13 protein-coding genes and 1 tRNA gene are annotated in these 13574 nt (G+C 51.1%); 6 read left to right on the top strand and 8 right to left on the bottom strand.

Features of this window, described 5'->3' with window-relative positions:
• The first annotated feature begins 9 nt into the window (after window positions 1-9).
• From ACKWCC_RS06805 to ACKWCC_RS06780, 6 genes are all read left to right on the top strand, one after another.
• Window positions 10-97, top strand: a tRNA-Ser gene (locus ACKWCC_RS06805).
• A 78-nt stretch (window positions 98-175) separates the two neighbouring features.
• Window positions 176-925 (top strand): MotA/TolQ/ExbB proton channel family protein, encoded by a 750-nt coding sequence (locus ACKWCC_RS06800; protein ID WP_413995160.1) that lies wholly within the window; start codon window positions 176-178, stop codon window positions 923-925.
• A gap of 28 nt (window positions 926-953) precedes the next feature.
• A complete protein-coding gene (locus ACKWCC_RS06795) occupies window positions 954-1385 on the top strand; it encodes a hypothetical protein (protein ID WP_413995159.1) in 432 nt (143 codons plus the stop codon).
• A 10-nt stretch (window positions 1386-1395) separates the two neighbouring features.
• Window positions 1396-2016 (top strand): ExbD/TolR family protein, encoded by a 621-nt coding sequence (locus tag ACKWCC_RS06790; RefSeq protein WP_413995158.1) that lies wholly within the window; start codon window positions 1396-1398, stop codon window positions 2014-2016.
• Window positions 2017-2037: 21 nt separating this feature from the next.
• Window positions 2038-2520, top strand: a complete 483-nt coding sequence (locus ACKWCC_RS06785; RefSeq protein ID WP_413995157.1) for an ExbD/TolR family protein — start codon at window positions 2038-2040, stop codon at window positions 2518-2520.
• A 74-nt stretch (window positions 2521-2594) separates the two neighbouring features.
• Complete coding sequence (locus tag ACKWCC_RS06780; protein WP_413995156.1) at window positions 2595-3275, top strand: porin family protein; 681 nt, start codon at window positions 2595-2597, stop codon at window positions 3273-3275.
• A 195-nt stretch (window positions 3276-3470) separates the two neighbouring features.
• Here the strand turns inward: ACKWCC_RS06780 and ACKWCC_RS06775 are convergent, their stop codons facing one another.
• The 8 genes from ACKWCC_RS06775 to rpsB all read right to left on the bottom strand — a co-directional run bounded on the left by ACKWCC_RS06775 (window position 3471) and on the right by rpsB (window position 13536).
• Window positions 3471-4076: a hypothetical protein gene (locus tag ACKWCC_RS06775; protein WP_413995155.1), complete on the bottom strand. Its 606-nt coding sequence runs from the start codon at window positions 4074-4076 to the stop codon at window positions 3471-3473.
• On the bottom strand, window positions 4076-5530 hold the full coding sequence (gene rpoN / locus ACKWCC_RS06770; RefSeq protein WP_413995154.1) for an RNA polymerase factor sigma-54: 1455 nt from the start codon (window positions 5528-5530) through the stop codon (window positions 4076-4078). The genes ACKWCC_RS06775 and rpoN overlap by 1 nt, the downstream gene beginning before the upstream one ends.
• A 39-nt stretch (window positions 5531-5569) precedes the next feature.
• The gene (asnS, locus tag ACKWCC_RS06765) at window positions 5570-7003 is read right to left on the bottom strand and encodes an asparagine--tRNA ligase (protein ID WP_413995290.1); all 1434 of its coding nucleotides are present in this window, start codon (window positions 7001-7003) and stop codon (window positions 5570-5572) included.
• 89 nt (window positions 7004-7092) lie between these two features.
• Complete coding sequence (locus tag ACKWCC_RS06760) at window positions 7093-9483, bottom strand: efflux RND transporter permease subunit (RefSeq protein ID WP_413995153.1); 2391 nt, start codon at window positions 9481-9483, stop codon at window positions 7093-7095.
• 130 nt (window positions 9484-9613) lie between these two features.
• The gene (gene frr, locus ACKWCC_RS06755) at window positions 9614-10168 is read right to left on the bottom strand and encodes a ribosome recycling factor (RefSeq protein WP_413995152.1); all 555 of its coding nucleotides are present in this window, start codon (window positions 10166-10168) and stop codon (window positions 9614-9616) included.
• Window positions 10169-10215: 47 nt separating this feature from the next.
• Entirely contained in the window at window positions 10216-10923 is a 708-nt protein-coding gene (gene pyrH, locus ACKWCC_RS06750; protein ID WP_413995151.1) for a UMP kinase, read from the bottom strand.
• A gap of 545 nt (window positions 10924-11468) precedes the next feature.
• Window positions 11469-12293 (bottom strand): translation elongation factor Ts, encoded by an 825-nt coding sequence (tsf, locus tag ACKWCC_RS06745; RefSeq protein ID WP_413995150.1) that lies wholly within the window; start codon window positions 12291-12293, stop codon window positions 11469-11471.
• A gap of 67 nt (window positions 12294-12360) precedes the next feature.
• Window positions 12361-13536, bottom strand: coding sequence for a 30S ribosomal protein S2 (rpsB, locus tag ACKWCC_RS06740; RefSeq protein ID WP_413995149.1), 1176 nt, complete (start codon window positions 13534-13536; stop codon window positions 12361-12363).
• Window positions 13537-13574 lie beyond the last annotated feature (38 nt).

Here is a 13574-nt window from a genome sequence, read left to right as displayed (position 1 = left end):
AGGGAATATAGAGAGGTGGCCGAGTGGTCGAAGGCGCACGCCTGGAAAGTGTGTATACCCCAAAAGGGTATCGAGGGTTCGAATCCCTTCCTCTCTGCTAAGAAGTTTTACTTTCTTTGTATTGTTTTTTTTTTATCTTTAACCACATTAACTAACTAATTTAAGTTTGAAAAAAATGAAAAAATTATTCCCAAGCCTGGCTGTGGCCGGCGCATTTGTAGCAGGTACAAATATGGTAAGTGCAAAGGTGGCCGCCGTGGCCTTGTTGGTTCAGGACGCTGCCCCAGAGGCCGAGAAAGGGTTTACCCAAGTGCTCAAGGAGCAGTTCATCCAAGGGGGCGCAAGCTTTATGGGTATTGTTCTTTTGTGTTTGATCCTGGGTCTGGCCGTGGCCATTGAGCGCATCATTTACCTAAATATGGCCAGCACCAACACCAACAAGCTGCAGCAGCAAGTGGAAGATGCCCTGGCCTCTGGTGGGGTCGAGGCGGCCAAGGAGGTTTGCCGAAACACCAAGGGCCCCGTTGCTTCCATCTACTACCAAGGTTTGGATCGGGCCGGTGAGGGCATCGAGTCTGCCGAAAAGGCCGTTGTGGCCTATGGCGGGGTCCAGATGGGGCAGTTGGAGAAAAACGTTTCCTGGTTGTCGCTCTTCATCGCCATTGCGCCCATGCTCGGGTTCATGGGTACGGTAATCGGTATGATCCAGGCCTTCCAGAAAATTAGTGCGGTGGGCAACTTGAGCGCCTCCCTGATTGCGGGCGATATCCAAGTGGCCTTGTTAACGACCGTATTTGGTCTGATCACGGCCATTATCCTCCAGATTTTCTACAATTACATCATCGCCAAGATTGACAGCATTGTCAATGATATGGAAGATTCTTCCATTACCTTGATCGATATGTTGGTGGATCACAAAAAATAAGTAGCACCCCTTTAATACCTTAGTTATTATGCATAAGTTTCTAAAAATAGGATTGATTGCCGTGGGAGTGCTCAGTGCCATTATGTGGTATTTGTTGCCCGAGGCCGAAATGCCCGCCGCACAGGCCGCCCAAAGTGGGCCCTTGAACGCCATGTTCTGGATCATGTACCTTTTGTTGGGCGTAGCCATTGTCGCTGCAGTGCTCTTCACTGTAAAAAACCTTTTCAGCAACCCTGCCGGGCTCAAGAAGACCTTGTTTGTGTTGGGGGGTCTTGCGGTGGTGGTTGGTATCTCCTACGTACTTTCCAGCGGAACGGACGTAGCGGACAACTATGCGGCCATGTCCAGTGAGAGCACCATCAAGAACATCGGGATGGGGCTCAACGTTTTCTTTATTCTTACCATCACTGCCGTTGTGCTTATGATATTGCCGGGAATAAAGAACTTATTCAGTAAATAAAACAGACACTATGGCTAGAAGAGCAGGAGCACCAGAAGTGAACGCGGGTTCCATGGCGGACATAGCTTTCCTATTGCTCATCTTTTTCTTGGTAACCACTACCATTGAGACAGATGCGGGATTGGACAGAATGTTGCCCCCCATTGAACCGCCCGAGGAAGATGTGGTGATCAAACAGAAGAACATTTTCCAGGTAAACATTAACAAGAACGGTCAGTTGTTGGCAGATGATGAGCTCATTGAGCTTACCAGCCTTAGGGAAAAGGCAGTTGCCTTTTTGGACAATGGCGGGGCCCCACAGGGCAGCCCCGAGTATTGCAACTATTGCCAGGGGTCCCGGGATCCTTCCTCATCGGACAACCCTAGCAAGGCCATTATCTCCCTAAAGAACGACCGTGAGACCAAGTACAGTACCTACATCACGGTGCAGAACGAACTGGTCGGGGCCTACAATGATCTCAGGAACCGTGAGGCCCAACGCTTGTTCAATCGGGATTTCACGGAAATGGAGGCAGAGTATCTGAACCCTGAAACCCCCAAGGACGTGAAAGAGGAACTGAAGGAAAAGGTAAAACGCATCCAGGACCTGTTTCCACAGAAATTGTCCGAGGCCGAAACCTCTACCAATTAACGAATCATAAAAATAGATGCCATGTCAAAATTTGCAAAAAAGAAAGAGGGCGATGTGCCAGCGGTAAACACGGCCTCCCTTCCGGACATTGTTTTTATGCTTTTGTTCTTCTTTATGACGGTAACCGTGATGAAAGACAGTTCCCTGAAAGTGGAAAATGTGCTACCCAACGCGAGCGAGATAAAGAAACTGGAAAAGAAGGACAGGGTCATTTACATCTACGTTGGAAAGCCCACGGCAGAATATGAGAAGGTCTTTGGTACAGAGCCAAAAATACAGCTCAATGACAAGTTTGCCAATCCTTCCGAGGTGGGCGATTATATTTTGATGGAACGCGCCAAGAAGCCGCAGGAACTTCAGAATGTACTGACCACTGCCCTCAAGGTGGACAAAAACGCCAATATGGGCCTAATTTCAGACATTAAACAGGAACTGAGAAAGGTAAACGCGCTCAAGGTGAACTATACCACCTATGAAGGTGATGCCTTTAGGAACTTGCAATAGAAACAAGATCATTTTTCAAACTTAGAAGCGCCCCGATAGCCTCGGGGCGCTTTTTATTTGCTTACTTTTGTGTCATGAGGGGTCTTTTGTTTATCCTATTTTTCACCATTTTCGGTTGGGCGGTGGCACAGGACATCGACCAAGAAAGCCCTTCTGCCCGCTATTTTGAAGACCAGTTTTATTTCGGGGTCAACTATAATTTCTTGCGGAACACACCGTCCCAACTGACCCAGCGCAACCTATCCTATGGGCTACAGGCGGGCTTCATAAAAGACCTTCCCCTAAACGTTCGCGGCACCAAGGCACTGGGCATAGGTCTGGGACTGGGAATGGACACCTATTATTCCAATTTGGTGGTGCGTGAAAGCAATGGGGGGTTTTCCTATGATCTGGACCCCGGCCTGCAGGTGCGCCGCAGCAAGGTGGAAACACATACCTTGGCCGTGCCCATACAGTTTAGATGGCGCAACAGTACCCGAACGGAATACCGCTTTTGGCGTGTCTATACGGGTCTCAGGTTGGCCTATGTGCTGGGGGCCCGTTCCAAATTGGTCACGACCGACTTTAAGGAGAGCTTTTTCAATACGGACGTGGCCGATTTTCAGTACGGTCTGGAGCTCAATGTGGGCTACAACACCTTCAATGTGCACCTTTATTACGGCCTCAACGATATCTTTGGCCCTGATGTTGTGGTCAATGGGGAAACCGTTGGGCTGCGGCCCCTCAGGGTGGGGTTGATCTTTTTCATTCTGTAAGGGATGCGTACCTCCCCTATGTGCACTTCATTTCACCATCTGGAAAGGCCGTGACATCCGGGGTTTGGCAGATGTGGTTTTGGTCCTTGTTTCACCGGTAACCTCGATAAGGTTATGTTTAGGACCTTATTTTCGTTCGTTGCGAAGGCTCTCGGACCTGCACCTTGCGTTGGGAAAACAAAGATGCCTTTTGACCTACAACCAATACCGTATGGTAAGGAGTTGGCAAAGAAGACCTATAAACAAGCCTATGATCAGCTCTAACCTGTTGTGCGCGCCAAGATAGAGCCGGGCGGAGGCCAACACCCCAATGGAAAGCATAAAGAGGCTCAGCGCAATGATGATGTTGATCTCAAAGTGTATGCTCAGGTTCACCAGGTACATGAACAGGGCCCCTATGCCGGCCATGTGCAGGCTCACTTTTAGATTGAGCAAGAGCAGCATGAAACAGGCCGTGGCGGCCGCGATAAGGCCCACAAAGTAGAAATAGAGTTCCGGCACGTAATTGTTGGGAATTACTTTGTACAGCACCATGCCCAGCAAGCAGATATGGATGAACAAGGGGTACCGTCTTTCTTTGGGCCGCGGCAAGAACACGGAGCTCACCAGGCCTATGTTGCGCAAAATGAAGAAGACAATGATGGGGATGATCACCGTAAGGATAAAGATGGGGAGCAGATTGCCCGCCTGTACGGATAGGCTGCTGTATCTCGGGGTAATGAGAAAGTAGGCCAGCGTGCCGGCCATAGGGGTAAAGAGGGGATGGAAGATGTAGGAAACGACTTTGGGGAAGGCTGCCATTAAATCTCCTTTCTTAAACGGGCCACGGGGATGTCCAGTTGCTCCCGGTACTTCGCCACGGTACGCCGGGCGATGGGATAGCCTTTTTCCTTGAGTATTTTGGCCAACCTATCGTCCGTGAGGGGTTTCTTTTTGCTCTCTTCCTTGATCACGGTTTCCAGTATTTTTTTGATCTCCCGGGTAGAGACATCTTCACCCTGATCGTTCTTCATGGACTCCGAAAAGAAATCCTTGATCAACTTGGTGCCATAGGGGGTGTCCACATATTTGCTGTTGGCCACGCGGCTCACGGTGCTCACATCCATTTCGATCTCATCGGCAATGTCCTTTAGGATCATGGGCCTCAGGTTGCGCTCGTCCCCGGTGAGAAAGTACTCCTTTTGGTACTGCATGATGGCGTTCATGGTAATGAAGAGCGTTTGCTGCCGCTGTCTTATGGCATCTATGAACCACTTTGCCGCGTCTAACTTCTGTTTTATGAACATCACGGTCTCCTTCTGTGCCTTGGATTTGTCCTTGGAGGCCTTGTAGCCCTTGAGCATGTTGTTGTACTCTTGGGAAACGTGGAGTTCGGGCGCATTTCTGCTGTTAAGGCTCAGTTCCAGTTCCCCGTCCACGATACGGATGGAAAAATCGGGCACCACGTGCTCCACCATCCGGATATTTCCCGTATGGGATCCCCCTGGCTTGGGGTTCAGTCTTTCGATCTCCGTTATGGCGTCCCGTAGCTCCTCTTCGCTGATGTTGTGCTTTTGTATGAGCTTTTTATAGTGCTTCTTGGTAAACTGTTCAAAGGATTTCTCCAACAGCGTGGTGGCCAGTTCAATGCTGGGTGAGGGCTCTTTTCGCCTTAATTGGATCAGCAGGCACTCTTCCAGGGAGGTGGCTCCAACCCCGGGCGGATCCAGTTCCTGCACTATTTTCAGCACTTTCAATATGGTGGCCTCGTTCGTGTAGATGTTCTGGGTAAAGGCCAGGTCGTCCATGATGTCGGCAATGGGCCGGCGTATGTAGCCGCTCTCGTCCACGCTGCCCACCAAAAACTCGGCAATGAACCACTCCTCATCGGAGAGATAACGCGTATTGAGCTGATCAATGAGGTATTGGTTAAAGGTGGTGCCGGAGGCATAGGGCACGTTTTTTTCATCATCGTCCGCACTGTAATTGTTGGCCCGGGTACGGTAGTCCGGCACCTCGTCATCACTCAGGTATTCGTCTATGTTGATGTCTTCCGCGGAAATGGTCTCACTGTCGTTTTCCTCTTCATAGGTCTCCTCAAACTCCTCCAGCGTCTCGGACGCTTCCTTACCGGTCTCCAGCGCCGGGTTCTCCTCCAGTTCCTGCTTTAGGCGCTGCTCAAAAACCTGCGTAGGCAGCTGTATGAGCTTCATGAGCTGAATCTGCTGGGGCGATAGCTTTTGGGAGAGTTTAAATTGTAAGTGTTGTTTTAGCATGGCCTTGTGTCAACGCTTCATAAAAGTAAGAAAATCATCTTAGAATTCGGCATTCTGGGGGGTTCTCGGGAAGGGGATCACATCCCGGATATTGCCCATGCCCGTGGCAAAGAGCACCAAGCGCTCAAAGCCCAGACCGAAGCCACTGTGCGCTGCCGTGCCAAACTTTCTCAGGTCAAGGTACCACCAGAGTTCCTTTTCATCGATCTCCAATGCTTCCATTTTTTGCTTTAAGACGTCCAAGCGCTCTTCCCGTTGGGAGCCGCCCACAATTTCCCCGATACCGGGAAAGAGAATGTCCATGGCGCGCACGGTTTTTCCGTCCTCATTGAGGCGCATGTAAAAGGCCTTTATCTTGGCGGGATAGTCAAATAGGATCACGGGGCACTTAAAGTGCTTTTCCACCAAATAGCGCTCGTGCTCGCTCTGTAGGTCCATGCCCCAATCCGTAATGGGAAACTGGAACTTCTTCTTTTTGTTGGGCTTGCTGTTCTTTAGGATGTCCATGGCCTCGGTGTAGGTAACCCGCTTAAAATTGTTTTGGGTAACAAACTTAAGTTTCTCCAATAGCGGCATGGGGCTTCGTTCTGCCTGGGGCTTCGCTTTTTCTTCCTCGATGAGGCGCTTTTCCAAAAAGGCCAGATCTTCCTGGCAGTGCTCCAGCACATATCCAATGACCTCTTTTATAAAGTCTTCTGCCAGATCCATATTGGCATCCAGGTCATAAAAGGCCATTTCGGGCTCTATCATCCAAAATTCGGCCAGGTGGCGCGTGGTGTTCGAGTTTTCTGCCCTAAAGGTGGGGCCAAAGGTGTACACCTTGCCCAGGGCCATCGCATAGGCCTCTGCCTCCAGCTGGCCGGAAACGGTAAGGTTGGTCTCTTTTCCAAAGAAATCTGCCTTGTGGTCCACCTCACCATCTTCCGTTAAAGGGGGGTGCTTCATGTCCAAGGTGGTCACTTTGAACATTTCGCCGGCGCCCTCGGCATCGGAGCCGGTAATGATGGGGGCATGGAAATAGAAGAAGCCGTTGTTTCTAAAGTACTGGTGTATGGCAAAGGCCAGGGCAGAACGCACCCGCATGATGGCAGAAAAGGTGTTGGTACGCACCCGCAAATGGGCCTTTTCCCTTAAAAATTCCAGACTGTGCTTTTTGGGCTGTATGGGGTAGGTCTCGGGATCGGCGGTGCCCAGTACTTCAATGTTCCCCACTATGATCTCCACCTCCTGTCCCCGGCCCTGGCTTTCCACCAAGGTGCCCCTTACTTTTAGGGCCGCTCCCGTATGGATCTGCTTTAAAAGGCCTTCTTCAAAGTCCTCAAAATTCACCACACATTGTACGTTGTTCAGGGTAGAGCCATCGTTAAGGGCTATGAAGCGGTTGCTCCTAAAGGTGCGCACCCATCCGTTCACGGTCACTTCCTGTTGCAGGGGCTTGTTGTTGAGCAGGGATTTTATTGAGGTCGATTGCATCATACATCCAAAGATTAAAAAGTTCAAAGATAGTTTTTTGCTTACATAAAGCGGTTGGCCCTTTCCCAAAAATAGGGCCTGGGCCGGGTTCACTCATCATTGTCGCCTTCCTTGGGCAAGATGTCTATCTGCGGTTCCTTGAGCACCTGCTTGTTGGCAATGCTGCGCTCCAGGGAAAGCAAAAGGGACGGCAGGAGGATGAGATTGGCCAGCATGGCAAAGAGCAAGGTGGCCGATACCAGTGAGCCCAGGGCAACGGTACCCCCAAAATTGGAGATGACAAAGACCGAAAAGCCAAAGAAGAGCACAATGGAGGTGTAGAACATGCTCACCCCGGTCTCCCGGAGGGCGGCATATACCGATGGCTCTATGCGCCATTTGCTGGCCGTGAGCTCTTGGCGGTATTTGGCCAGAAAGTGTATGGTGTCGTCCACGGAAATGCCAAAGGCTATGCTAAAGACCAAGATCGTGCTGGGCTTAATGGGCACCCCCACAAAGCCCATGACGCCGGCGGTGACCAAGAGGGGCAGTAAATTGGGGATCAAGGAAATGACGATCATTCTAAAGGAACGGAACAGATAGGCCATGAAGAGGGCTATGAGCCCAATGGCCAGGGCCAGGGACATCACCAGGTTCTTCACCAAGTACTTGGTGCCCTTTAGGAACAGCAGGGCGCTGCCCGTCATATAGACGGCGTACCGTTCTTCCGGAAAAATTTTGCCGATGTTCTCCAACAGCCTGGCCTCTACGGCCTCCATGCGGTCCGTCTTTACATCGCGCATGAAGGTGGTGATCCTTGCCACTTGGCCGGTGCTGTCCACAAAGCTCTTCAACAGGTTGCCGTTATCCGCAGATTTGCGGGCCACGTCCATGATAAAGGTGTTTTCCTGGCTGGTGGGCAATTGGTAGTATTTGGGTATGCCGTTGTAAAAGGCCTGTTTGGAGTATTTCACCAGATTAACCACGGACACCGGTTTGGACAGCTCGGGAATGTCCTCTATGACCTCGCCTAGCCGGTCCATTCGCTTTAGGGTGGCCGGTTTTAGCACGCCTTTGGGGTTTTTGGTGTCCACCACGATCTCCACGGGCATGATGCCGTCAAATTCCGATTCAAAGAAGCGGATATCCTTGAAAAAGGCCGCCTTTTTGGGCATGTCCTCTATGGGACTGCCTGAAATCTCTATTTGGTAAATGCCAATGATGCTCACAACCAGGAGGCTGATCGAGACCACATAGACCGAGATGCGCTTGTGGCGCACCATGTTCTCCATCCAGCTCACAAAGGCATCGATCCATTTTTTGTTCAGGTGCCTCAAATGGCGGGTCTTGGGCAGGGAGAGAAAACTGTACACAATGGGAATGATCAGCAGCGAAAGGATAAAAATCCCCAAAATGTTGATGGAGGCCACAATCCCAAATTCCTTGAGCAGTTTGCTGTCCGTAATGATAAAGGTGGCAAAGCCCGATGCCGTGGTCATGTTGGTCATTAGGGTGGCGTTGCCGATCTTGGATATGACCCGTTGCAAGGACAGGGCTTGGTTGCCGTGTTTTTTTACCTCCTGCTGGTATTTGTTGATGAGAAAGATGCAGTTGGGAATACCGATGACAATGATAAGGGGCGGGATCAGGGCGGTAAGCACCGTGATCTCATACTGCAGCAGCCCCAAGACACCAAAGGCCCACATGACCCCAATGATCACCACGCACATGGAGATGAAGGTGGCCCGCACACTGCGGAAAAAGAAAAAGAAGATGAGGGAGGTAACCCCCAGGGCAGCCAGGATGAACTTGCCGATCTCATCTATGATGTTTTGGGAGTTCATGGTACGGATGTAGGGCATGCCCGATACGCGCACGTCCAGACCGGTTTCGTCCTCAAAGCGATCTATGAGATGGGCCAGGTCCTTTAAGATGAAATCTTTGCGCACCGAGGTGTTCACAATGTCCTTGTCCATGTACATCACGGTCCTGATGGTGCCGGTCTCCTTGTTAAAGAGGAGGTTTTCGTAAAAGGGAAGGTTCTGGAAGAGGTGGTTGGTGATGCTGTCCACCGCTGCCCGGTTCTCCGGGGTGCCTTTGATCAGGGGCTTTAGTACAAATTCCTGTTTTTCATTGTCCTTTTTCAGTTCCTGGAGATTGTCCAGGGAAAGCACAAAGTCCACCTCGGGAAAGGCACCCAGTTGTTTGCTGAGCTTGTTCCAGCGGTTAAAGTTCTTGGGCTGGAACAGGGCCGTGTCCTTAATGGCAAAGACCACGGCATTGCCCTCCTCGCCAAATTGCCTTAAAAACGATTGGTATTCCAGGTTGATGGGGTGGTCATCCGGCAGTAGGTTGGCCTGGGAATTGGAAAAACGCATGTTTTCCCACTGCAGTGCCAAAAATACGGTTACGGCGGCCACCAAGAGGAGGATGATGATCCTGTTCCGTAAAATAATGCCGGCCACGGCCGGCCAAAAGCCCTCGGTCAATTTTTTTACCATGTCTGGTCTTAAAAGCGGTGCAAAGGTAATCAATGGGCCTAAGTGTACCTAGGGCAGGGGCTCAAAATGCCTGGGAACACAAAAAAGGCGACCTTGCGATCGCCTTTTTTTTGGAGGGTACTTTGTTGTCTTAGACTTTCATGATCTCCGCTTCCTTGGCCTCTAGAAAATCGTCTATTTTTTTTATGTAGGTGTCCGTGAGCTCCTGCACATCCACCGTGGCATTTTTTTGAAGGTCTTCGGAGACGTCCAGGTCCTTGATTTCCTTGTTGGCATCCTGGCGGGCACTGCGCACGCCCACTTTGGCATGCTCGGCGGCCGCCTTGGCCTGTTTGGCCAACTGTATTCTTCGTTCTTCCGTTAAAGGGGGTACGTTGATGATCACCGTTTCCCCGTTGTTCATTGGGTTAAAGCCCAGATTGGCGTTCATAATGGCCTTTTCAATTTCGGCCAGCATGGCTTTCTCCCAGGGTTGCACGGTAAGGGTGCGTCCGTCCGGGGTGTTCACATTGGCCACCTGGGACAGGGGCGTCAGTGAGCCATAGTACTCCACCATCACGGAAGAGAGCATGGCCGGGCTGGCCTTTCCGGCACGTATTTTTAGAAATTCGCGCTCCAAATGGTCAATGGCGGCCTGCATGCTCTCTTTGGCCGCGTCCAGAATAAAATCAACCTCTTCGTTCATCGTAATTGGTTTAAAATAGTAATAAGGTCATTGGGGTGCTCAGTTCATTAGATGTTTACCGTGGTGCCTATGGTTTCCCCGGAGATGATCTTGAGCAAATTTCCCTTTTTGTTCATGTCAAAGACCACAATGGGCAGTTCATTTTCCTGGCTCAGGGTAAAGGCGGTGGTGTCCATGACCTTTAGTCCTTTGTTGAGGACATCGGCAAAGGTGATGGTATCAAACTTTGTCGCGTTTTCGTCCTTCTCGGGATCGGAGGTGTAGATACCGTCCACACGGGTGCCTTTTAAGATAACATCTGCCTCGATTTCTATGGCCCTGAGCACGGCCGCACTGTCCGTGGTAAAATAGGGATTTCCGGTTCCGCCGCCAAAGATCACCACGCGCCCCTTCTCCAAATGCCGTATGGCCCTCCTCCTAATGAAGGGTTCGGCCACTTCATTGATGGCAATGGCCGATTGCAATCGGGTCTGTACCTCAAGCATCTCCAGGGCACTTTGTAGGGCCAGACCATTGATCACGGTGGCCAGCATCCCCATGTGGTCCCCTTGTACACGATCCATCCCCGTGGCGGCTCCGGCAACGCCCCTAAAGATGTTGCCACCTCCAATGACAATGGCCACCTGGATGCCTTGATCGGCCACTTTTTTTATTTCTTCGGCATATTCGGCCAGGCGCTTCGGGTCTATTCCGTATTGCTTTTCGCCCATCAGGGCTTCGCCACTGAGTTTAAGGAGGATTCTTTTGTATCGCATACATCATGTTTTCTGCCCCAAAAATAATGAAAATATTCCATGGCGGGACCAAGGAAATGGGGGAGTGCGGCATTACCTCCGTATTGGTTGGCGTTTGCGGTCTTGGGTCCGGTGCAACAGGGGTCGGGCGTGTTCGCCGCGAGGGCGGGTCCGGAAGGTGTGTTCTGTTTGGTGCCATAGCGTGGCAACCTTGGTTTAAAGGGGCAAAATGGTCCTTGGGAGACCTTTGGCATTCCAAAGTCTGGCCTGGGAAAGAGGGAAAGGGGTGGCCTCGATGAGACCATTTTCCAATTTTGGCCCAACCAACGGCCGGTGCCTGTATCTGGCACGCGGGCACGGCAATGTTTCAGCATCCCGTGTGGTCGCCTTGTCGGCGGGGGCATCTGGCCCCACCCAGGGGGTCGACTCAATTGCAAACGTCTTGGTTTTATGGGGATTTGTGGCTATATCAAATAATTGCCGTACGGGGTTCAGAAAAAAGTTTTCACACAAAAAAAACACCCGCACAAAGTACGGGTGTTCGGTGTGTTTTTCCTTGAAGTTGCTTATCCCAGGGCCACTCGTTTAAAGCCGGTGACCTCTAGATCGGCGTCCACGGATTTAACATATTGGGCCACACTTTGTTTGCTGTCCTTGATGAAGTCTTGGTTCACCAGGGTATTGTCCTTGAAGAACCGCTTCAGTTTTCCCTTGGCAATATTGTCCAACATGGCCTCGGGTTTGCCTTCTTGGCGCAATTGGTCCTTGGCGATCTCTATCTCCTTGTCGATCACGCTCTGGTCCACGCCATCCTCGTTGAGGGCCACGGGGTTCATCGCTGCCGCCTGCATCGCCACATCCTTGGCGGCCTCGGCCGCACCGTTCACGGCCTTTGAAAGGCCCGTGAGCACGGCGATCTTGTTTCCTGCATGGATGTAAGAGCCCACAAAGGGCGCCTTCAAGGTCTCAAAGCCCCCGATCTCTATTTTTTCCCCAATGACACCGGTTTGTTCGGTCAATTTTTCCTGAACGGTCATACCATTGAAGTCGGCGTTGAGAAAGGCTTCTTTGCTGTCGTGGCCCAATGCCAGGGCGGCCAGGTCATTGGCCAGGGTTACAAAGCTGTCGTTCTTGGCCACAAAATCGGTCTCACAGTTCAGGGAGATGATCACGCCTTGGGTATTGTCATCGCTCACTTTGGCAATGGCGGCTCCTTCGGAAGAATCCCTGTCTGCCCTTTTGGCGGCCACTTTCTGTCCTTTTTTGCGCAGTATTTCTATTGCTTTGTCAAAATCACCTTCGGCTTCCACCAAGGCTTTTTTGCAGTCCATCATTCCTGCACCGGTGGTCTTCCTTAACTTGTTTACTTCTGCGGCTGATATCTTTGCCATAATTACAATATTTTATGTCGCCCGTGGCGAACCTTTATAGCTTGTGTTTACTTCTTTCCAGTGCGTCTTATTCCACACCTCCCTTAACGCTGTCTTGCCACTCTTTTAGCTCCTCCCATTTTCCATCGGCGGCCATTTTGGCTTGCTTGGCCCACGAGGTGGGGTCCAAATGCGCCATTCGGGAGCTGGCTTCGGTCAGGATTTCCTTCATCTTGTCGGCCTCGGCCTCGGCCACCTTGGCAAAGGTGTCCAGTCCGGCGGCGGACAAGGCCTCGGCGGCTTTGGGTCCCACACCTTCGATCTTGGTCAGGTCGTCTCCGGCAGACGCTTTTTTCTTGGTCTTGGTCTTGGGGGCTGGGGCCTCTTCGCTTTTGGGCGCTTCGGCCACAGCTTCCTTGACCGCTTCCACCTTTACTTCGTTCTCCGTGGTCTTGGCCACTACGGGAGGGGCTTTTGTTTCAACGGTTTCAGGAGTGGGTTCCGGAGCTTTCGTTGCCTCTTTTTCCGCTGCCTGTGGTGCTTCCTCTTGTCCTTCCTTCTCGCCTTGCTTCTCCGCTTTGCGCTCGCTTAGCCCTTCGGCAACGGCCGCGGCCACTTGGCTCATGATGATGTCTATGGATTTGGAGGCATCGTCATTGGAGGGGATGAGGAAATCCACGTCCCTGGGATCCGAATTGGTATCGACCATCGCAAAAATGGGGATGTTCAATTTTTGGGCCTCTTTCACGGCAATGTGCTCGCGCATCGTGTCCACAATGAAGAGTGCTCCGGGAAGGCGGCTCATTTCAGAAATGGAACCTAGGTTCTTTTCCAATTTGGCCCTAAGGCGATCTACCTGCAGGCGTTCTTTTTTGGAAAGGGTCAAAAAGGTGCCGTCCTTCTTCATTCGGTCAATGGACGCCATTTTCTTAACAGCCCTTCTAATGGTGACAAAGTTGGTGAGCATGCCTCCTGGCCAGCGCTCGGTGATATAGGGCATGTTTACACTGGACGCTTTTTCGGCCACAATGTCCTTTGCCTGTTTTTTGGTGGCCACAAAGAGGATCTTACGGCCAGAGGCGGCAATTTTTTTCAAGGCCTCGTTGGCCTCTTCCATCTTTGCGACGGTTTTGTAAAGGTTGATGACGTGAATCCCGTTGCGCTCCATGTAGATGTAGGGCGCCATGTTCGGATTCCATTTCCTTGTAAGGTGGCCAAAATGCACACCTGCTTCCAATAATTGTTTTACTTCGACTTTCGCCATTTTAAATTTAGTTTACGTTCTTTTGAAATAGCAATGCT

Origin of the sequence: Maribacter aquimarinus (assembly GCF_047345505.1) — a bacterium.
In the GTDB taxonomy this organism is placed as follows: domain Bacteria; phylum Bacteroidota; class Bacteroidia; order Flavobacteriales; family Flavobacteriaceae; genus Maribacter.
Note: the sequence above shows the minus strand (reverse complement) of the source record. Positions and strands in the feature narration are given on the sequence as shown.

Bases quoted from the DNA above. Each gene is read 5' to 3' on its own strand.
- ACKWCC_RS06800 (WP_413995160.1), top strand. From the start codon at position 176: ATGAAAAAATTATTCCCAAGCCTGGCTGTGGCCGGCGCATTTGTAGCA.
- rpoN (WP_413995154.1), bottom strand. From the start codon at position 5,530: ATGCTAAAACAACACTTACAATTTAAACTCTCCCAAAAGCTATCGCCC.
- ACKWCC_RS06795 (WP_413995159.1), top strand. From the start codon at position 954: ATGCATAAGTTTCTAAAAATAGGATTGATTGCCGTGGGAGTGCTCAGT.
- ACKWCC_RS06790 (WP_413995158.1), top strand. From the start codon at position 1,396: ATGGCTAGAAGAGCAGGAGCACCAGAAGTGAACGCGGGTTCCATGGCG.
- asnS (WP_413995290.1), bottom strand. From the start codon at position 7,003: ATGCAATCGACCTCAATAAAATCCCTGCTCAACAACAAGCCCCTGCAA.
- ACKWCC_RS06780 (WP_413995156.1), top strand. From the start codon at position 2,595: ATGAGGGGTCTTTTGTTTATCCTATTTTTCACCATTTTCGGTTGGGCG.
- ACKWCC_RS06775 (WP_413995155.1), bottom strand. From the start codon at position 4,076: ATGGCAGCCTTCCCCAAAGTCGTTTCCTACATCTTCCATCCCCTCTTT.
- pyrH (WP_413995151.1), bottom strand. From the start codon at position 10,923: ATGCGATACAAAAGAATCCTCCTTAAACTCAGTGGCGAAGCCCTGATG.
- rpsB (WP_413995149.1), bottom strand. From the start codon at position 13,536: ATGGCGAAAGTCGAAGTAAAACAATTATTGGAAGCAGGTGTGCATTTT.
- ACKWCC_RS06760 (WP_413995153.1), bottom strand. From the start codon at position 9,483: ATGGTAAAAAAATTGACCGAGGGCTTTTGGCCGGCCGTGGCCGGCATT.
- ACKWCC_RS06785 (WP_413995157.1), top strand. From the start codon at position 2,038: ATGTCAAAATTTGCAAAAAAGAAAGAGGGCGATGTGCCAGCGGTAAAC.
- tsf (WP_413995150.1), bottom strand. From the start codon at position 12,293: ATGGCAAAGATATCAGCCGCAGAAGTAAACAAGTTAAGGAAGACCACC.
- frr (WP_413995152.1), bottom strand. From the start codon at position 10,168: ATGAACGAAGAGGTTGATTTTATTCTGGACGCGGCCAAAGAGAGCATG.